Source organism: Corallococcus sp. NCSPR001 (assembly GCF_017309135.1).
Classification (GTDB): Bacteria; Myxococcota; Myxococcia; order Myxococcales; family Myxococcaceae; genus Corallococcus.
In genome coordinates this window covers 7,513,418-7,533,378 of the sequence record NZ_JAFIMS010000002.1, presented here as the reverse complement: position 1 = coordinate 7,533,378, position 19,961 = coordinate 7,513,418, and the positions used below count along the sequence as shown (strand labels likewise).

The 19,961-nt window shown below is 70.9% G+C and carries 13 protein-coding genes; 8 read left to right on the top strand and 5 right to left on the bottom strand.

Features of this window, described 5'->3' with window-relative positions; genetic code table 11:
* Positions 1-7 precede the first annotated feature (7 nt).
* The 3 genes from JYJ93_RS31945 to JYJ93_RS31935 form a co-directional block, all read right to left on the bottom strand.
* The gene (locus tag JYJ93_RS31945; protein ID WP_206798332.1) at positions 8-6,814 is read right to left on the bottom strand and encodes a type I polyketide synthase; all 6,807 of its coding nucleotides are present in this window, start codon (positions 6,812-6,814) and stop codon (positions 8-10) included.
* A gap of 26 nt (positions 6,815-6,840) precedes the next feature.
* A complete protein-coding gene (locus JYJ93_RS31940) occupies positions 6,841-8,307 on the bottom strand; it encodes an SDR family oxidoreductase (RefSeq protein ID WP_206798331.1) in 1,467 nt (488 codons plus the stop codon).
* A gap of 91 nt (positions 8,308-8,398) precedes the next feature.
* Complete coding sequence (locus tag JYJ93_RS31935) at positions 8,399-8,950, bottom strand: hypothetical protein (RefSeq protein ID WP_206798330.1); 552 nt, start codon at positions 8,948-8,950, stop codon at positions 8,399-8,401.
* A 180-nt stretch (positions 8,951-9,130) separates the two neighbouring features.
* Here JYJ93_RS31935 and JYJ93_RS31930 point away from each other — a divergent pair, with 180 nt between their 5' ends.
* The 3 genes from JYJ93_RS31930 to uvrA all read left to right on the top strand — a co-directional run bounded on the left by JYJ93_RS31930 (position 9,131) and on the right by uvrA (position 13,396).
* Positions 9,131-9,562 carry a YciI family protein gene (locus JYJ93_RS31930; protein ID WP_206798329.1) on the top strand — a complete coding sequence of 144 codons (432 nt, stop codon included), beginning with the start codon at positions 9,131-9,133 and terminating at the stop codon, positions 9,560-9,562.
* A 68-nt stretch (positions 9,563-9,630) separates the two neighbouring features.
* Positions 9,631-10,767 (top strand): serine hydrolase, encoded by a 1,137-nt coding sequence (locus tag JYJ93_RS31925; protein WP_206798328.1) that lies wholly within the window; start codon positions 9,631-9,633, stop codon positions 10,765-10,767.
* A gap of 85 nt (positions 10,768-10,852) precedes the next feature.
* Complete coding sequence (gene uvrA / locus JYJ93_RS31920) at positions 10,853-13,396, top strand: excinuclease ABC subunit UvrA (RefSeq protein WP_206798327.1); 2,544 nt, start codon at positions 10,853-10,855, stop codon at positions 13,394-13,396.
* A gap of 20 nt (positions 13,397-13,416) precedes the next feature.
* Here the strand turns inward: uvrA and JYJ93_RS31915 are convergent, their stop codons facing one another.
* Positions 13,417-14,181: a hypothetical protein gene (locus tag JYJ93_RS31915; RefSeq protein ID WP_206798326.1), complete on the bottom strand. Its 765-nt coding sequence runs from the start codon at positions 14,179-14,181 to the stop codon at positions 13,417-13,419.
* Between the two features lie 322 nt (positions 14,182-14,503).
* Between JYJ93_RS31915 and JYJ93_RS31910 the strand changes: the two genes are divergently transcribed.
* The 4 genes from JYJ93_RS31910 to JYJ93_RS31895 are packed head-to-tail and all read left to right on the top strand — an operon-like array spanning position 14,504 to position 18,175.
* Positions 14,504-15,076 carry a sigma-70 family RNA polymerase sigma factor gene (locus JYJ93_RS31910; protein ID WP_206800558.1) on the top strand — a complete coding sequence of 191 codons (573 nt, stop codon included), beginning with the start codon at positions 14,504-14,506 and terminating at the stop codon, positions 15,074-15,076.
* 3 nt (positions 15,077-15,079) lie between these two features.
* Positions 15,080-15,877 carry a hypothetical protein gene (locus JYJ93_RS31905; RefSeq protein WP_206798325.1) on the top strand — a complete coding sequence of 266 codons (798 nt, stop codon included), beginning with the start codon at positions 15,080-15,082 and terminating at the stop codon, positions 15,875-15,877.
* The gene (locus tag JYJ93_RS31900; protein WP_206798324.1) at positions 15,864-17,549 is read left to right on the top strand and encodes a caspase family protein; all 1,686 of its coding nucleotides are present in this window, start codon (positions 15,864-15,866) and stop codon (positions 17,547-17,549) included. Before JYJ93_RS31905 ends, JYJ93_RS31900 begins: the two co-directional genes overlap by 14 nt.
* Complete coding sequence (locus JYJ93_RS31895) at positions 17,549-18,175, top strand: carboxypeptidase-like regulatory domain-containing protein (RefSeq protein WP_206798323.1); 627 nt, start codon at positions 17,549-17,551, stop codon at positions 18,173-18,175. Before JYJ93_RS31900 ends, JYJ93_RS31895 begins: the two co-directional genes overlap by 1 nt.
* A gap of 4 nt (positions 18,176-18,179) precedes the next feature.
* Here the strand turns inward: JYJ93_RS31895 and JYJ93_RS31890 are convergent, their stop codons facing one another.
* Positions 18,180-18,773 carry a hypothetical protein gene (locus JYJ93_RS31890; protein WP_206798322.1) on the bottom strand — a complete coding sequence of 198 codons (594 nt, stop codon included), beginning with the start codon at positions 18,771-18,773 and terminating at the stop codon, positions 18,180-18,182.
* Between the two features lie 64 nt (positions 18,774-18,837).
* Here JYJ93_RS31890 and hemE point away from each other — a divergent pair, with 64 nt between their 5' ends.
* Positions 18,838-19,881, top strand: coding sequence for a uroporphyrinogen decarboxylase (hemE, locus tag JYJ93_RS31885; RefSeq protein ID WP_206798321.1), 1,044 nt, complete (start codon positions 18,838-18,840; stop codon positions 19,879-19,881).
* Positions 19,882-19,961: the final 80 nt, after the last annotated feature.

Sequence of the window (19,961 nt, the reverse complement as noted above, 5' to 3'; positions counted from 1 at the left end):
AGGGGGTTCAAGCCATGGGGCGGGCGATGCCGCCTTCGATGAGCATCCGCAGGCGGCCTGCTTCGTCATGGGCCGCCACGGTGCCGCACTGGAGCAGGTCGCCCTCCACGCGAGGCGCGAGCGACTTCAGCGTGAGGCGGCGAGGAGCCCTGGCGTCATGCGCCACCAGGTCCCGGTCGAACGTGGCCCGCTGGACGCCCACGGGCGCGAACACGTCATTGGACACGCCCTCCACGTGCATCGCGCTCAGGCGCAGGGCCGCGTCCAGCACGAGCGCCGGCACGCCGTGGCCCGCTTGCCGTGGCACCTCTGGCAGCCCGAGCTTCGCGAAGCGGGCGTCCTGCTCCAGGCGGATCTCCTCCAGGCAGTCGAACATCCTGCGCAGCTCGATGGGTGAGCCCGAGGCGCAGTGCGGGTCGTGCACGGACATGCCGTGGCCCGAGGCGTGGGCCGCCTCCAGCCGGGGTGGGGGCCGGGGCGGCTCCGCCGTCAGCGTGAAGCGGGCCTCGGCGTAGACGAGGTCTTTCTCCAGCACCACGCCGGAGGCATGGACGATGTCCCCCGTGAGCTTCACCTGCACGCTGTGCTGTCCCGGGGCATCGGTGAGGGGCGTGCACTCGGCGCGCAGGGACTGCTGGCCTCCGGGCTTCACGCGGATGAAGCGGGAGAAGCGCACGTCCTCGATGGTGACGGTGCGCAGCTCGGGGCGCGTGTCGTCCAGGGCCGCCTGGAACATCAGGTCCAGGGCCCAGGCGCCGGGCAGGGTGGGCGTGCCCCGGACGAGGTGGTCCTCCAGGCACGGGACGCTCGCCGCGTCGACCGTGAGGTCCCTTCGAGTGGGGCGCGGAGGGGTTGGGGCGAGCATCTCCAGGCCGTAGAAGCCTCGCTCGCTCTCGGTGAGCTGGACGTTGATGGGCTGGACGGGCTGTCCGTCCACCAACTGGAGGAAGAGCGCCTCGCCCTCATCCGCTCGAATGCCGCGCAGCCTGCGGCTGGCTCCGAGCACGCGGTACTCCGAACCGCGCGTCATGCCGATGCCGTCCCAGGCGAGCCAGCCCACGCTGCACCACTGCACGTCCTGGCGCGCGTCGCTGACCCAGGCGCAGAGCCGGTCCAGCGCCTCGTTCGCCGCGCCGTAGTCCGCCTGTCCGTCGTTGCCGATGTAGCTGAACGCGGAGGTCAGGACATGGAAGGGCACGGGCGCCGGGAGGCGGCGAGCGCAGGCCTCGCGCAGGTTGCGCAGTCCCAGCAGCTTGGTGTCCAGCGTGCCGCGGAGCTCCGTGAGCCGGCGACGGTGGAGCTTCTTGGAGACCTGCGTGCCCGCGCCATGGACCACCAGGTCGAGCCGTCCGTGTTCGCGGAGCAGCTCCTCCACCACGCGGTCCACGTCCTCGGGACGCGTGACGTCCGCGGCGCGGTAGGTCATCTGGCCGGGAAGCCGCATGAGTCCATCGAGCGTGGCCCGCAGCTCACGCACGGCCAGATGGCGCTCGAAGCGTGCACGCAGCGCGGGCATCCGCACCGAGCTGTCACGGGCGAGCTCGGATGCGTAGAACTCGCGCTCCACGGTGCCCAGTTCCTCGTCGCGCGCCTGGAGCACGCGCTCGGGAGCCTCGGCAGGGTCGCTGCGGCCCAGGAGGATGACCTTGCAGCCGTAGCGCTTGAGCAGCGCTCCGGCGAGGACGGCCGTCACGCCGCGTCCACCGCCCGTGAGCAGGACCACCGAGCGGGAGTCGAGCGTGACGGCGGGCCGTGCCGGAATGTCCGTGGGCTGGAGCAGCCGGACGCAGCGGACGGCTCCGTCGAAGCAGACCTCCACGGGCGAGGTGTCGTCACCAGTGCCCAGCTCGGACGCGACATGGTCGAGCGCCGCGCGGAGCGGAAGTGGGCCCGTGGCGATAGCACGGATGCCACGCGCCGGGACCTCGCGGCCCAGGGACTTGAGCAGGCCCGCGAAGAGGCCGGTGACCGGGTGCAGCGTCCGGCGAGCCCCAACGCCGCCGATGCACAGGCTCGCCAGCGTCACGGTGCCGGAGGACAGACCCTCATAGGCGCGGCGGGCGGACAGGAAGAGCAACTCCAGCGCCTCGTGGCGAAGGGCCGTGTCCGCGACGACTGCGGCCTCGCTCTCGGTCGAGGGCATCCGGCACACCGCGACGATGACCTGAGGCGCGAAGCCTGGCGCATCCAGGCCCGCCTCCGCGGTTTCCTCCCGTGTCAGGTCGACGCCGTGGATCCGCGCGCCCGCATCGGATGCCCCGGAATGAAGGATGCGGAACTCAGGGCCGCAGACGTCGTGTGCCAGGACCGAAAGCTCACGGGCCACGGCCTCGTCTTGCGCGATGAACAGCACCCGCCGGCCGCGAAGTTGTGACGCTCCGGTCATCAGGGCCGGGCGCTCGACGAGCACTGGCGCGTGGTAGCGGATGGGCGCCGAGTGGTCGAAGCCGTCAGTGGCCTCCGGGATGGGAGCGGAGGTCGACGGCGAACGTCCCTCATCCAAGCGATCCGCACTCGCCCCTGTTTGCACGGCCCGGGTAGCCCTGGCGGAAGACTCGGGGTCGGAACGCGAGGGGAGCGCAGCCATTGCGCCTGATGCAAACGGAGCACCAGGCCCACGGACATCCAAGCTGCCCGCCGCCGGACCGGAGCGGCCCAAACCTGTCCGACTGTCGGACAAGTTCCCGCCGCTCGGCTGAAGGGGGAGTCCCTCCCGGCCGTGGCTCGCCAAACCTGTCCGACTGTCCGACAGGTTTCCGTGGCTCGGCTGATGGGGGAGCCCGTCCCTGCCGATTGAGTTCGCCAAACCTGTCCGACTGTCCGACAGGTTTTCGCGGCCCGACCCAAGGAGGTGCCCCTCCTGGCTGGAGCTCGCCAAACCTGTCCGACTGTCCGACAGGTTCGTGCGGTTCGCCGCCGCCGGGGCGGCCCCTTCGTGGTCTCGATTCTCAGCACTGGAGACCCATGCCTTGTCCGAGGATGTGGCGAACGTCTCCGGGGCGCTGGGCCGCGAGCTGAGGCCTGGATGAAGCTGGAGCACCAGCCGGAGGCCGGTCGCGGCATCCGGATGAAAGCGCAGCGTGATGGCCTGCCCTTCAGCGGCGGCCCGCATCGCGCTCAACAGCTCTTGTGCTTCCCGGGCGGAGTGGGGCGGCAACGTGATGCCCGGCCCCAAGCCGGAGCCCGCTTCTTCGGACATCCGCAGATGGCACAGGGGCTTCAGGCCTCGCGCTTCAGCCTTCGCGGCCGTGGTCACCGCCAGCATCGCCATGCCCTCTTCGGGCGTGGACGCAGCAGGGGCTTCCCCGGGCCTCTTCACATGCGCGCTGCCTACGAGCACCAACTCGAAGCCGCTGTCCAACAGGGCCCTCGATGCCCGCAGCGACGCGGCCAGCGTGCCGGCCCCCGCGTCCACCACGAAGTTCGGCCCCTTGGTGTCGAGCACCCCCGCCATCCGTCCCGGCGTGACGTTGGGCATCATCCCCTGGAGCGTGTAGGGGCCGGAGGGCCGCAGCGCGTTCACCGCCGCGTGGAGCCGGTCCACCAGCGGCAGGCGCCGCGTGGCGTCCGGTGCCCGCTGGATGTACTCGCGCAGCCTTCGCCTCGTGGAGTCCGCCATCACTCGCTGCGTGGCCTCCACGCCCCGGCGCGTCTTGCCCTCCAATCCCAGGACGATGGCCGTCCCCGTCCGCAGCGAATCAAACGCCCCGAGCTTCTTCACCACATCGCTCGCGACGATGAGCCCCAGGTGCTGCGTGAGGTCCATGTCCTCGGTGATGTCCGGCAGCAGCCGCACGGACGCGGGCAGACGCATCCCCTTCGCGTCGAATCGCATCTCCGGGAACAGCCCCTCCGCGGCCACCACCACCAGCGCTTCGTTCGCAGCAGTCACGGCCCGGGCGTGTGTCGCCAACGGACCTCCCCGGTATTCCTCCAACACCAGGTGCGCGTTCGTGCCGCCAAAGCCGAAGCCGTTCGTGGCCGCCCGGCGCGGATGCTCCCCGTTCTCCGGCCATGGCTGCTCCCGCGTGCTCACCTCGAAGTCCGGCCCGAGCGCTCGCAGCCCCGCGCCTGGACGGTCGAAGTGGGACTGTGGCGGGAAGCTCCGGTGCTCCAGCGCCTTGCACAGCTTGATGACCGATGCCGCACCCGCGGCCCACCCGACGTGGCCAATCAACGCCTTCACGCTGGCGAGCTGGAGACCCTTGCGCTTGCCACTGAAGACGCGGCCAATCGACTGCAACTCCGTGGTGTCCCCGGCGGGCGTGGCCGTTCCGTGCGCCTCGATGTACTGGATGGACGCCGGTTCGACGCCCGCCGCCGCGTAGCACGCCTCCATCGCGGCCACCTGTCCGTCCGCTCGCGGGACGTTGGCGGAGCTGCTGCGTCCGTCGCTGGAGAGCCCCGCGCCACGGATGACCGCGTGGACCTTCAGCCCCGCGGAGACGGCATCCTCCAGGTGCATCAGGCCGACCACTCCCGCGCCCTCGCCGAAGATGACGCCATCCGCGCGCTCGTCGAACGGCCGGCTCCCCGTCGCGGAGAGCCCCTTGAACTGGGAGAACAGGCAGCTGTTGCCCGGGCCCGGAGAGAACACTCCGCCCGCGAGCACCAGATCGGCCTCGCGGCGTTCCAGCGCCTTCATCCCCAGCGCGATGGCGTAGAGCGAAGAGGCACAGGCCGCGTCCAGCAGCACCGTGGACACGCTCGGGCCCACCACGTCCGTCACCACCGTCTGGAGGGTGGGGTGCGGCGCCAGTTCAGCGGACTTTGCGGTGATGCCCAGGGCCTCTCGCATCAGCGCGGAGAGTTCCCGCGTTGTTTCTCCTCGCGCGCGCAGCAGGGCCTCTCCCGCCTCCACGCACAAGGCGTCGTCGTACTCGGGCGAACCGTCCGCGGTGGACCCGAGCAGACACTGGATGCGCCCGGACGCGCGCGGCGCGATGGACCGCAAGGACTCCATCGCCTGGCTGAGCGCGATGGCCAGCAACCGCTGCTCACGGCCATAGCGCTGGAAGCGCTCCGGCGTGACTCCCGGAGGCGCGACGAGGTCGCTGTCCAGCACCCGCCCGGTGAGCAGCGTGTACGTGCGGTCCGGAGTCACCGCCGGACCCACGAAGTCCACGACCTGATCCGGATGACTCACACCCGTGTCGACGATGCCGCTGATGCCCCGCTGGATGTTCCGCCAGTAGGTCTCCGGATCCTTCGCGCCGCCCGGAAGCATGCAGCCCAGCGACACCACCGCGATGGCCGGAGTCACCGGCGTCACAGCCGCTGAGTGCTCGGGCAGCGAATGGTCCACGGACGTCAGCGCCACGGGCGTGTCCTTGGGGAGGATCCGCTGAACGATGCGCGTCAGCCGTCCCCCCGTGCCGCAGTCCACGAACCGCGCGCAGCCCGCGCCCACCAGCGTCTCCACCGCGCCCGGGAAGTCGAAGGGACGCACCAGGTGGGACGCGAGCGCCCCCGCCAGCTCCGACCCGCCACGTCCGTACACCCGCCGCTCGATGGGCGAATAAATGGGCCCCCGCGCTGGATGCACGGCCAGGTCCGCGAGGCTCGCGCGGAACGCGGTGACCGCGGGCGCCAGGCTCGGGTGGTGGAACGGGTAGCGGCTGGAGATGAACGTGAAGCCCTTGCCCTGCCGCTCCAGGAACGCGCGCAACCGCTCCAGTTCCTCACGAGGCCCCGCGACCACCGTCTGCCGCGAATGATTGCGGCCCGCGATCTCCAGCGTCCTGGCCCCACTCTCCGCCACGGCCCGGACGGTTTCCGGCTCCGCCAGCGCGACCGCCGCGAGCGTGCCCAGGTCGTCCGGCACCGTCTGGAGCGCCCGGATGCGGCGGCACACCACCTCCGCGCCCGTGCGCAGGTCCATGGCTCCAGCCGCGGTCATCGCCGCGATCTCCCCGAAGCTGTGCCCCACGAACACATCCGGCCGCGTGCCCTGACGCTCCATCCACCGCGCCCCCAGCACCCCGGACAGGAAGATGCCGAGCTGATCCAACAGCGGCGCCGCGTCCAACGCCCGGCCCACCTGAGCCACGTCCTCCGCCGCGAGCAGGGGACCCACGTCGATGCCCTGCGAACGGCAGGCCTCCGACACCGCCAGCAGTTCTTCACGCAGCTCCGGCTGGAGCGCCTTCAGCTGGAGGAAGAGCGCGGGCTCGAACGTGCCCTGTCCCGCGAACAGGAACGCCGTGGCGTTGGCCGGCAGTTGAAGCACCGGCACTCTCACCGGATCCGGAAGGCGAACCGTCCGTGAAACGCCGCGTGGAGCGGTGTCCGCCAGCAGCGTCCGCGCCAACTCGCGCACGGCCTCCGGGAACAGGGCCTGGACGCCTGCGCCTCCCTGCAGCGCGAGGTCCCGGAAGCTCTTCGGACCCGAGGGCTCATGCAGTGCCGCCAGCGATTCGAAGCTGCGCTGGAAGGACGCCGGGAACGCGCGCAGCACTCCCTGCCGGTCCGCGCAGAGCACGGTCTGGTAGCCGCAGGCCACCGGCGTTCCGTCGCTCTTCAACGTGCGGAAGCAGAAGCGCAGGGACACCTCGCCGCGCTCCTCCAGCGACGTCAGGATGATCAGCCGGTCTCCCAGCGCCGCCGGGGCGAGGTTTCGTGAATAGCCCTCGTAGGTGAGCAGGAGCACCTGGTCGAAGTCGCGCCGGAATTCGGGCTCCTCGAACGCGTGCGGGCTGAAGAGCAGGTGCTCGCGGCCGGCGCACTGGAACTTGAAGTTGGTGAGGAAGTGATGGCTCCCGTAGGCCATCGTGTCGTCGAAGTGGATGTCGTACGGGACGGCGAAGAAGTCCATGGTGATGGCTCCTGGAAGGTGAGGGGTCAGGACGCGCGCGCGGCCGGCAGCAGGCCGTCCACGGTCCCGGAGAGGCCGGCGTCCACCACCCAGATGGCGCCATTCACGCGCTGGGTCTTCGGCCCCAGCAGCAGCTCGGTCACGTCCGCGACGTCGTCCGCGGTGCACAGCCGCCCACCGGGCGTCGCGGACTCCCAGCGCGCCACGCGCTCCGGCGCGTCCGGGAACATCCCCAGCAGGTCCCCGTGCACGGGACCCGCGGACACGCAGTTGGTGCGGATGCCCTCCGGCGCCAGCTCCGCGGCCAGGTAGCGCGTGAGCGACTCCACGCCCGCCTTCACCACGCCCTGGCAGCCCAGGTCGTGCATGTACCGCTGCGACATGGACGTGGACATGGTGACGATGCTCCCGCCCCCGCGCGCGGCCATCAGCGGACGGGCGCGCATCGCGCACTCGTAGGTGCCGGTGATGCAGGTGCGGAACGCCTTGTCCCAATCCCGGGGCGCGATGCGGTCGAACGGACCGATGAGCCCGTTGGACGCGTTGCACACCAGCAGGTCGAGCCCGCCCAGTTGCTCGCGGATCGCCGAGAACAGCCGCTCCAGGTGCTCCTCCTGCGCGACGGAGCCCCACAGGTGGACCGCCTTGCCGCCCGCGTCGACGATGTCCCTCGCCGTCTTCTCCCCATCCTCACGGGAGTGGAACGAGTTGACGACCACCGTCGCGCCCGCGCGAGCCAGCCGCGTCGCGATGACCCGGCCGATGCCCTTCCCCGAACCCGTGACGAGCGCGACCTTCCCCGCGAACGGAAGCTCCGGGCGCGACACGACCGGCGCGGGCGCCGCGTGGACGACGGGAGCGCGAGGCCTGGCTTCCACGACGGGCGGCGCGGCCGGAAGCAGCGCACGGGCCGCGTCGGCGATGGCGGCCATCGTGCGCAGGCGCTGCGACGGCTTCGGCGCGTCACCCAGCCCCAGTTCCTTCATGAGCACGGCCATCACCTCCGCCTGCTTCACGGAGTCGATGCCCAGCTCGTCCTCCAGGTCCGCGTGCGGCGTGAGCAGTTCCTCCGGGTAGCGCGTCACCCGCGCGAACACGGCGCGCACGCGTGGCAGCAGGTCCTGAGTGGCCGGAGCACCGGTGCCCACCTTCGCATCACCGGTGCTCAGCTTCACTTCGACGACAGCGGGAACAGGCGCGACGTGGAGCGACGGAGCCGTGCCCAGCGCCTCCGCCACCGCCCCGGCGATGGCGCCGAGCGTGCGCGCCTTCCCGCTTCGCGGCAGCCGGTCCGGCGGCAACTGGAACTCGCGAGCGATGACCGCGGCGATCTCCGCGAGCTTCACGGAGTCGATGCCCAGTTCATCCTCGAGCTGCGCGTCCTCCGTCAGGATGTCGAGCGGATACCGCGTGACGGACGCGGCGCACTGCCTCACTTGCTCCAGGATGTTGGAAGGCGTGGATGTATGGGATTGGGAAGAACGCGCGGACATGATGGCCCCTGTCGGTTCAATGCGTGACGGGGGCCGACTGTAAATGGGGGTCTGACACGTGCCGCGAAGCGACGCGCACAGCTCACAGCAATCAAGGAGGCAGTGAAGACTCCTCGCGCGCGGGAATACGCGCGTCCATTTCGCGAGCCACGCGAGCACGCCTCCATCCCAGCCACAGGGGAATGATCATCGACGGCAGCGTGAGCAGATCCGTGATGTCCACCGTGTGCATCGTGGGCCGCACCGGGGGAATGCGCGCGCCCGCGAGCCCCGCGCGCAGCGCGTAGAAGGGCCACTGCAGCGCGCCCAGCGCCCAGCGCCACGCGTCTCCGGCGTCGGAGGAGAGCTTCGTCGCGGCGAAGCACGCCCCCGTCAGCACTACCGCCCCTACGAGCACGGGGAACGACGGACGGAATTCCCTCGTGCGGCGCTGGAACGCCTGCTCCCACAGCGCCTGGAGGAGCACCGGGAACATCGCGAGCCCGGCGACGTCGGAGAGCTTCCCCGTCCACCACGACGGCCAGCGCGCCTTGAACACGTGGTCGTTCAGCACGAGCAGCACCACGGCCACGAGCACCGCCGGGTGCAGAAGTCCGCTGGCCGGAGAAGGCTTCGTCCCGGTGGAGGTCACGCCCGCGTGCATGCGAGGCACTGTCACATTCGCGGCCAGGACATGGGAAGCCCCGTGATTGCGAGGGGTTGGAAGGCCCGGCGGGAAAATAAAAAGGCCGTGTCGATTTTCCCCAGGCCCATTCGTTGCGTCCATGAAGGCAGCAGCAGCACACCCCCCGCGGCCCCACGGCGCGCGGCAGGAGACACGACCGTGCGATTCATGATCATCCGCAGGGCGGACAAGGACACGGAGGCCGGCGTGATGCCGGACGAGAAGCTGCTGGCCGCCATGGGCGCCTACAACGAGGAGATGGTGAAGGCGGGCGTGATGCTTCAGGGCGAGGGCCTGCACCCCAGCCGCAATGGCGCGCGCGTGAAGTTCACGAACGGCAAGCCGGCCATCATCGACGGTCCCTTCACGGAGACGAAGGAGCTCATCGCCGGCTTCACCCTCATCCAGGTGAAGTCGCGGGAGGAGGCCCTGGAGTGGCTCAAGCGCTGGCCGTCCATCGACGCGGGCGGCAACGTGGAGCTGGAGCTGCGCCAGGTCTTCGAGGACGACGACTTCGGCGCCGAGTTCACCCCCGAGCTGCGGGAACAGGAAGCGCGCATCCGCGAGCAGGGCGCGAAGAACCGCCGGTAGTCGCGATGTCGCCTCCGCGTGACATAGGCTGCCGCGCTCCCAGGGCCGGAGCGAAGGCAGGTGCAGCGATGTCCCAGCGGATGGTGCTGCTGTGCGCGGTGTGGCTCATGGCGTGTGGAGGCAAGCGGGGGCCCTCGGGGCCGGGGTCGCCTCCGGACCGGATTGAGGACGGCTGGGCCGTGGCCTCCTTCGAGGACACTGGCGTGCGGCGCCCGTGGTTCGACGCGCTGGAGCACGACGTGTCCGAGGGCACGGTCGAAACGCCAGACGCGGTGCTCGTCGCGAAGGGGGGCCAGCTCGTCTACGAGCGCTACTGGAACGACTTCACGCGGGAGAAGGCGCACGACCTGAGGTCCGCCACCAAGAGCGTCACGTCGCTGCTGGTGGGCATGGCGCACGAGCGGGGCCTGCTGCCGGACCTGGACGCACCGGTGCTCCCGCTCTTGCCGCGCCTGTCGCCGGTGAAGAACGCGGATCCGCGCAAGGAGCGCATCACGCTGCGCCACCTGCTCCAGATGCGCTCCGGGCTGTCGTGCGACGACTGGGACCCCGAGTCCCCCGGCAACGAAGAGCGGATGTACGACACGGACGACTGGGCTCGCTTCATCGTGGACGTGCCCATGCGGGACGAGCCCGGCACGGTGACGCGCTACTGCACGGGCGGCGTGGTGCTGCTGGGCGCGGTGCTGGAGCACGTCAGCGGCCGCTCCATCACGGACCTGTCGCGCGAGTGGCTGTTCACGCCGATGCAGGTCCAGGACGTCACCTGGCAGCCCGCGGGCAAGAGGGGCACGGACACCGGCGGCCACCTGCGCCTGCGTCCGCGCGACTTCCTCAAGGTGGGGCAGTTGATGCTTGACGGTGGTGCGTGGCGGGGCGAGCGCCGGGTCTCCGAGGCGTGGGTGGCGGAGTCCGGCAATGCGCTGGGGCCGCTGGGCGACGCGAACTACGGGCTCCTGTGGTGGAGCGCCCGCTTCGTCATCCAGGGCACGCCGGTGGAGGTGTCCTTCGCGCGGGGCAACGGCGGGCAGTACGTCTTCGTCGCGCCTTCGCTGGGCGTCACCGCGGCCTTCACCGGCAGCCATTATAATGATGCGGGCTCCGCGCTCCCCCTGGTCCTGTTCGGACAGTACGTGCTGCCGGCGGCGCTCGGGCTGGAGCGCCCGGGGCCCCGGGGCGGCCTCGTGTCGTCCGTCCGACGGTGACCGCCTGGGGCGCATCCGGATTCAGACGGGACGGTGCGCTTCTTGGATGACCGCGCGCTGACGGGTGGGCAACGTCCGCCACGGCATGGCACCTCCCAAAGCACCTCGTACCCGCAAGGCCTCCGACCCCTCCGGCTTCGTCCGCGTCCGGGGCGCCCGCGAACACAACCTGAAGCACGTGGACGTGGACATCCCTCGCGACGCGCTGGTGGTCTTCACCGGCGTGTCCGGCTCCGGCAAGTCGTCGCTGGCGTTCGGGACGCTCTACGCGGAGGCGCAGCGGCGCTACTTCGAATCCGTGGCCCCGTATGCCCGGCGCCTGATTGATCAGGTGGGCGTGCCGGAGGTGGACGCCATCGACGGGCTGCCCCCGGCGGTGGCGCTCCAGCAGCACCGGGGCGCTCCGACGTCGCGTTCCTCGGTGGGCAGCGTGACGACGCTGTCGAACTCCGTGCGCATGCTGTACTCGCGCGCCGGCAATTACCCGCCGAAGCTGGAGCGGCTGGACTCGGACGCGTTCTCCCCGAACACGCCCGCGGGCGCGTGCCCCAGGTGCCACGGCATCGGCCGCGTGTTCGAGGTCACCGAGCGCTCCATGGTGCCGGATGACTCCTTGAGCATCCGCGAGCGCGCCGTCGCCGCGTGGCCGCCCGCGTGGCACGGCCAGAACCTGCGCGACATCCTGGTGACGCTCGGGTACGACATCGACAAGCCCTGGCGCGACCTGCCGAAGAAGGACCGCCAGTGGATCCTCTTCACGGACGAGCAGCCCACGGTCCCCGTCTACGCGGGCTTCACGTCCGCGGAGGTGAAGCGGGCCATGGCCCGCAAGGAGCCGCCCAGCTACATGGGCACCTTCACGGGCGCGAAGCGCTACGTGATGACCACCTTCGCGACGACGCAGAGCGCGATGATGAAGAAGCGCGTCGCCCGGTACATGGTCGCCAGCGACTGCGCGCTGTGCGAGGGCAAGCGCCTGAAGCGCGAGTCGCTGTCCGTGACGTTCGCGGGCCGCGACATCGGAGAGCTGTCCCGCCTGCCGCTGGAGCAGGTCGCGGACCTCATCCGGCCCACCGCGGAGGGGAAGGGGAAGGACGCGGACGTCATGGCCCGCGAGCACCCGGAGAAGCTCATCGTCGCCCAGCGCATCACCAAGGACCTGCTCGCGCGCATCCAGGTGCTCACGGACCTGGGCCTGGGCTACCTGTCGCTGGAGCGCAGCACGCCCACGCTGTCACCGGGGGAGTTGCAGCGGCTGCGGCTGGCCACGCAGGTGCGCTCCAACCTCTTCGGCGTGGTGTACGTGATGGACGAGCCGTCCGCCGGCCTGCACCCCGCGGACACGGAGGCGTTGCTCACGGCGCTGGACCGGCTGAAGGAGGCGGGCAACTCGCTGTTCGTGGTGGAGCACGAGGTGGATGTCATCCGCCACGCGGATTGGATCGTCGACGTGGGGCCCGCCGCCGGGGAGCACGGCGGACGCGTGCTCTACAGCGGCACGCCGGAGGGGCTCGCGAAGGTGGAGGCGTCCCGGACGCGGCGCTACCTCTTCGAGGAGGAGGCCCTGCGCCGCCGCGAGCCCCGCGAGCCCACGGGGCGGCTGCGCCTGGAGGGCGTGAAGCGCAACAACCTGCGCGGCCTGGCCGTGGACTTCCCGCTGGGCGTCTTCACTACGGTGACGGGCGTGTCTGGCTCCGGCAAGTCCAGCCTCGTGAGCCAGGCGCTGGTGGAGTTGGTGGCGGCGCGCCTGGGCCAGACGCTGGCGCCGGAAGAGGAGGAGGGCGAGCCGCTGGACCGCGAGCCGGTGATGGCGAGCGAGGGCCATATCAAGGAAGGGATGGAGGCCATCCGCCGGATGGTGACGGTGGACCAGAAGCCCATCGGCCGCACGCCGCGTTCCAACCTGGCGACGTACACGGGCCTCTTCGACCACGTGCGCAAGCTGTTCGCGGCGACGCCGCTTTCGAAGTCGCGCAAGTACGGCGCGGGGCGCTTCTCCTTCAACACGGCGGGAGGCCGCTGCGACACGTGCGAGGGCGAGGGCTTCGTGAGCGTGGAGCTGCTCTTCCTGCCCAGCGTGTACGCGCCGTGCCCCACGTGCCACGGCACCCGCTACAACGCGAAGACGCTGGAGGTGCGCTACCGCGAGAAGAACATCGCGGACGTGCTGGGGCTGACGGTGGACGGCGCCTTCGACTTCTTCACCGAGGAGCCGCCGCTCCAGCGAGCGCTCAAGGTGCTGCGGGACGTGGGCCTGGGCTACCTGCGCCTGGGCCAGCCCGCGACGGAGTTGTCCGGTGGCGAGGCCCAGCGCATCAAGCTGGCCACGGAGCTCCAGCGCACGCAGCACGGCGACACGCTCTACGTGCTGGATGAGCCCACCACGGGCCTGCACCCGGCGGACGTGGACAAGCTGATGACGCAGCTGGAGGGGCTGGTGGACGCGGGCAACACGGTCATCGTCGTGGAGCACGACCTGCGCGTCATCGCCGCCAGCGACCACGTCATCGACGTGGGACCCGGCGCGGGCAACGCCGGAGGCCGCGTGGTGGCGCAGGGCACGCCGGAGCAGGTGGCGAAGGTGAAGGAGAGCCGCACCGCGCCTTATCTGGCGCGGGTGCTCAGATGACGTAGGAGGCGACGGCGGGCTCAGTCGTCCTTGCCGTCATGGTGGCTGCCGTCGTCGTCGTCATCCTCGCCGCCGTCGCGGTCATGGTCGTCGAAGGCGTCGATGGACTTCTGGAGGTTGTTCTCCAGCTCCGACCGGGCGCTGGACTCGCGCGGGTCCAGCCGCTTGCCGTCCTTGTCGGTGAACCAGCCGCTCGGGTCGATGTTGAAGGTGACGTTCTGGTCGTCACCCTCGGCGATCTCGAAGCGCACCTCGCGCTCCTGCTCCACGCGGAGGCTGGAGACGAACTGGAAGGGCTCGCCGTCGATGTGGCCATCGATGATGAGCGACGCGCCCTGGTCCGCCAGCTCCTTCAACCCGGCCGGGGCGGTCGCCGGGTCGACCTTGCCGATGTCGAATTCGATCTCGTCGTAGGTGCCGACGTCCACCGCGATGTCCTGCAGGCGCACCACCTGGCCTTCCAGCGCGGTGCCGGACAGGTCGATGAGGAAGGACCCCGTGCGCTGCTTGAACTCGCTCTTGTCGTCGTCGCTCCCGGCGTCGGAGTCGTCGTCGGAGCGGTCCTCATGGTGGCCCTCGCGCTTGAGCTCCAGCTCGCGCACGGACAGGCGCACCCGCTCCACGGTGATGCCATTGGAGAGCGTCAGCCGCTGGCTGGACGTGCGCGTCAGGGCCGAGCCCGTGACCGCGCTCCCCATCCGCGTGCTCAACCCGACCGAGGACGTGCTGTTGCCGCACGCGGACAGCCACATGAGGGACGCGAACAGACCGATGAAACGACGCATGACGTGTGTCTCCTGGTTCCGGTGGGGGACGCCGGGCCCATGGGCTCGCACCGGCCGTGCGATGCCCGCCCGTCATCCCTCCCGCTGAAGGAAAGGAGTCCGGCCGCGAAAAACGGCCACGGGGCGGATTTCCCCGGGCGATTTTCCGGGGCCCGGCCGGGCGGACGTGGCCGCAAAAGCCCCACGTGACTCCTTCCCCATGCACGGAGTACTGAACAGGGGTCATGGCTTGCATCCGCTCACCTGGACCGGCATCGCGTTGGAGGCCCTGCCCCGGCACGCGGTCGTCGCGCGCGTGCGCGGAGCGGGCGGGGAGGGCGCCATGACGGAGCTGGAGCTGGCGGACTGCATCCGCCGGGCGGCGCGGGGTGAGCAGGCCGCGTGCGGTCAGCTCTACCAGCGCTTCCACGGGGCCGTGCGCCGCGTGGCCCAGGGCTCGGGCGTCCTGGGCGCGGCGGAGGTGGAGGACGCGGTGCAGGAGACGTTCGTGCGCGCCTTCCGCGAGCTGCCCCGGCTCCAGCACCCGCGCGCGTTCAGCGGCTGGCTGCTGACCATCGCGAGGCATCACGCCTACGCGCTCAGCCGGGGCGCGAAGGCTCGGGCCCGCGTGGAGGAGGACCTGGCGCGCGAGTTGGACACCGCCGCCCCCGCGCTGCCGCCGTCATTGACGCTGGAGCGCCGCGTGGCCGTGGTGCGCGAGCTCATCGAAGGACTGCCCGAGGGCCCGGAGAAGGAGACCGTCCGGCTCTTCTATCTGGAGGGCGAGCTGAGCGCGCGGGAGATCGCCGACCGGCTGGGGCTGGGCAAGAGCGCGGTGACGATGCGGCTGGAGCGCTTCCGGGCCCGCGTGAAGCGCGAGCTGCTGGCGCGGCTCCTGGCCGCGGAGGTGGGCTGAACCATGGGCGCGAGCGACAGACACCTGGACGTAGAGTCCGCGAAGCAGCTCGAACGGCGCGAGCCCGAAGTGGTGCGCTACTTCGCCGAGCACCTCGCGCATCCCTGTGAGACGTGCGAGGCGTTCCTCGCCCGCGACGAAGCAGCGCATGACGAGTTCCCGGGTCTGGACGCGCTGGCGGACGAAGCGCTCGTCGCGGCCTCGGGGCGTCCCGTCCGGGAGGACGCGGTCGGTTGGGCGCGGGTGCGCCGGAAGCTGGGGGCGCCCCAGCGGGTGTGGCTGACCGGAGGACTGGGCGCGGTGGCGGCGGCGGTCCTCCTGGCGCTCCTGGTGCGCCCGGGGACCGGAGGGCCGGGCAGCGTGGAGCCTTCGTCCCAGCGCATCAAGGGCACCGCGCCCCTGGCATTGGAACTCACGGCGGCGGCGAGATTGCCGAATGGTGAGGTGCGCGCGGTCGCCGAGGATGCGGTGCTCCCGCCCGAAGCCGTGGTGGTCCTGCGCTACCACGCCAGCGAATCCGCGGATGCCCTGCTGGTGCGCGAAGCCCCTGGCGTGCCGCCGCAGGTCCTGGGCCGCCATGTGCTGACGCCGGGCACGCACGACCTGCGCGACGGCGAGGACCTTGCGGGCGTGTCCCTGGAGGACGAGCGCGGACCCGTGACGCTGGTGCTGGTCGCCTGGCCGCACGGTGAACAGGGGAGCGCGGCCCTGGAGGTGGTGCGCGTCAGCGGACAGGTGCCTCCGGACGCGGCCCAGGCCCGCCTTCGCTTGAGGGTGGAGTCGGGGCATGCTGCTCCCTGAGGAGCCGCGCGTGTCCCGCCTGCTGTTCATCCCCGTGGTGCTGGCGCTGGTGGCGCTCGGCGCGTGCCGCTCCGTGGAGCCGCGGGAGAAGGGCCGCGCGGTGCGGGTGCGCCTGGATGACGGCGCGCTGGCGTCCGCGCAGGAGGGCGAACGGCACGCGCTGCTCATCGGCATCTCCGCGTACACGGACCCCGCCTGGAACGGGCTGCGCTACGCGGCGAAGGACGCGGACGACCTGGGCCGGGTGCTGGCGGATCCGGCGCGCGGAGGCTTCCGCTCCGTGACGGTGCTCACGCGGCCGGAGCAGACGACGCGCACGTCGGTGCTCGCCGCCCTCCAGGCGCTGGAGGCGCGTCCCTGGCGGCCCCAGGACACGGTGGTCGTCTACGTGTCCGGACACGGTTCACTGGCGCGCGACGTGAGGGGCGAGCTGCAGCGCTACCTGGTGACGTCCGACACCCGCTACCGGGACGTGGCCGGTACGGGGCTGGACATGGCCACGTTGGAGCAGTCGCTGGAGCGGCTGGGGTCGCGGCGGCGCGTGCTGGTGCTGGCCACGTGTCACAGCGGCACGGGCAAGTCGCTCTTGCCGCCGGAGGTCCGCGACGAGCTCGCGCGCACCAAGGCGTCCTTCCTGCCGCAGCCGCTGGAGGCCGCGAGCCGCGCCTCGCTGGTGCTGTCCGCGAGCGATTGGGGCGAGGCCGCGCGCGAGGACGACGCGCTGGCCAATGACATCTACACGCACTTCCTCATCCAGGCGCTGGACGGAAGCGGCGACCGCAACCGCGACGGCGCGGTGAGCGCCACCGAGGCCCACGACTGGGCCCGCCGCAACACCTGGGCCTATACGGAGGGGCGCCAGCGTCCCAGCGCGCAGATATTGGAGGTGGGCGCGGATCCGGTGCTGCTCTCCGGCACGTTGCAGCGGCCGGGGCAGCCGGAGGTCTTCTCCTACAGCGCGAGGCTGGAGGGCTTCACGCTCAAGGTGGACGGCCACGACGCAGGCGAGCTGCCCGGAGGCGTGGTGGTGCCCGAAGGCCGGCGCAAGCTGGAGCTGCGCAAGGGCGGCCAGGTGTTGTGGGAGGACACCGTGGCGCTGCGCTCCGGCGAGCGGCGGGAGCTGGAAGCATTCCTGCGCCCCAAGGCGGACGGGCCCAAGCGCACGGTGACGCTGGGCGGAGGCGTGCTCGGCTTCCTGGATGGACAGAGCCGCGAGCAGGTGCTGCCGGCGTCGGCGCAGGCGGGCGTGGGGCTGGGCTGGGAGGGCGTGCTCCTGGACGGGAAGCTGGACCTCTGGGTAGACGTGGCGGCGGGGCAGGGGCGTCAGTCGCTGCGGTTGGACCCGGGCGGAGACGTGCCGGTGCGACACCGCTCGCTGCTCGTGGGCGTGGCGGTGGGGCCCACGTGGACGTGGGGCCGGCTGGGGCTGTCCACCGGACCGCGCGTGGCCGGATTGTGGTTGCAGCGCTCCTTCCAGTTGGAGTTGTTGGACCGGAACGAGCAGTACGTTACGGCCTGGCCGGGATGGATGGCCGCGCTGTCGTTCCGCTTCAGCCCGGTGTGGATGGTGGAGGCGCGCGCGCAGGCGTTGTGGGCCTACGTCCCGGTGGACGGGCAGACGCGCACGGTGGGCTTTGGAGGCCTGATGCTGGCCGGAGGGTACCGCTTCTGATGCGAGCCAGGACATGCGGCGGAGCGCTGGTGCTGGCGCTCGTGGGCTGTGGCGGATTCGACAACGGAGACCTGCGCACGGGCACCGTGCGAGGCCGCGTGCTGGGCGCGGAGTCCGGAGTGGCGCGCGTCAGCGTGCTGGGCCATTCGGAGCTGCGCGCGACGGTGGCCGCGGACGGCCGCTTCGAGCTGGACGGCGTGCCGGCGGTGTCGCTGGAGCTGTTCGTGGTCGCCTCGCGCACGCAGGCGGCGAGGACGCCCGTGATGGCGCAGGGAGCCCGGGTCACCGACGTGGGTGACATCCAGGGGAGGCCCGGTGCCTTCCTGACGGTGAGGGTGCGGGACGAGCAGGGCGCCATCCCACCCGACGTCGAGGTGGAGCTGCGAGGCACGGGAGAAGACCGAGCCAAGGTGGACACGAGCAGCGGCGAGGTGCGCCTGGGGCCGCTGCCCGCGGGCTGCTACGCGCTGGAGGTCAAGGCCGACGACCTGGAGGACGTGGAGACCGAGGTCTGCGTCCGGGAAGGCGAGGAGCGCGTGCAGCCCATCACGCTGCCCGCGGATGACGATGACGGTGGAGACGACGACGGCGGCAGCGACGACCACGGCGGGCGGGACGGCGGCTGAATCGTCACTTCACGTCAGTGACCCGCAGCGAATCGAGGAAGGCCTCGCCCTCGGGGAATGGGTCTTCTTCGACGGCGATCGCCTGAAGGAAGAGGAGCCCGGTTCCAACGACAATCCATCGGTCCCGGATGAGCTCTCCCTCACCCGGGCCCCGCCACTCCCAGCCCATCCAGGGAGCGGGCAACCGCGTGTATTCGTCGCGTGCGAAGGGCTGCACGCGTTCCCGTTCAAGCCGCGCGAGGTTTTCTTCCGGGGACTTCCCAGCCTCGAAGGTGTTTGGATACCAATCCAACTGGAACTGCCTGGAGAAGTTCAGGTGCTCCCACGAGCAGTTAAGGCTGGGGAGACTGTAGGGTAGCGTGATCCAGCCAGGGGCCGGCACCGGACCACAGCGGACACGGGTGGACTCAGTCGTTGCCTCGGCGCTGCCCGGAGGGAGGCGCGGCGCCACGATGCTGATGCCAGGCACGGGCTCCCATCGGACCTGCTCCTCCGCGGGCGGCCACTGTGGCCGGGCGGGAGCAGCCGCCCGCCCCGCCGCACAGGCCATGCATGCGAGCGCGAGCAGCCCTGGAACGTAGCGGTTCAACCGGGTCATGGAGATAGGGTACACCCCGGTCCGTAAAGCCCGTGACTCCCACCCGCCTCCCCAAGGTGACGACGTGAACGACCGACTCCTGCGCACGGCGCGCCGCCAGCCCACCGACACCACCCCCGTGTGGCTGATGCGTCAGGCGGGCCGCTACCTGCCCGAGTACCGCGCCATCCGCGGCAACATCGCGTTCCTGGACCTTTGCAAGGACCCGGACCTGGCCGCCGAAGTCACCGTCCAGCCCATCACCCGCCTGGGCGTGGACGCGGCCATCATCTTCTCCGACATCCTCATCCCCGTGGAGGCGATGGGCATCCACCTGGAACTGGGCGACAAGGGCCCCCACTTCCCCAACCCGCTGCGCACGCCCGCGGACATCGACAAGCTCGGCGTCCCCGACCCCGTCGAAGGCACCGGCTTCGTCGCGGAGGCCATCCGCCGCACGCGCAAGGCGCTCAATGACTCCGTGCCCGTCATCGGCTTCGCGGGCGCGCCCTTCACCCTGGCCGCGTACATGGTCGAGGGCGGCGGCTCCAAGAGCTACATCCAGATCAAGCGCCTGCTCTTCGAGCAGCCTGAAGTCGCCCACCGCCTCTTCCAGAAGCTCACCGACACCCTCATCCCGTACCTCAAGATGCAGGTGGAGGCCGGCGCGAAGATTGTTCAAATCTTCGACTCCTGGGGCGGGGAGCTGTCCCCCTGGGACTTCGAGCGCTTCAGCCTCCCGTACCTCACCGAGATGGTGACGGAGCTCAAGGCCACCGGCGTCCCCGTCATCCTCTTCGGCGTGAACATGACCCCGCACCTGCCGCTCCTGAAGCGCACCGGCGCGGACGTCATCGGCCTGGACTGGCGCTGCCCCGTGGACGAGGGCCGCCGCATCCTCGGGCCGGACGTGGCCACCCAGGGCAACCTGGATCCGCTCCACCTCTTCCTCCCCCGTGAAGAGCTGGACGGCCGCGTGAAGGACATCCTCCGCCGCGCCGGCCCCACCGGGCACATCTTCAACCTGGGCCACGGCATCCTCCCGCCCACCGACCCGGACGCCGCGAAGTTCCTCGTGGACGCCGTCCACAAGCACGGCGCCGCCCTCCGCCAGGGCACGCTCGACTGAACAAGTCCCTGCCCGGCCATCTGGCGAGCAGTTGACTCAAGAATCAATCCGGCGTTGACGCGGTGCATTGCCCGCCATTA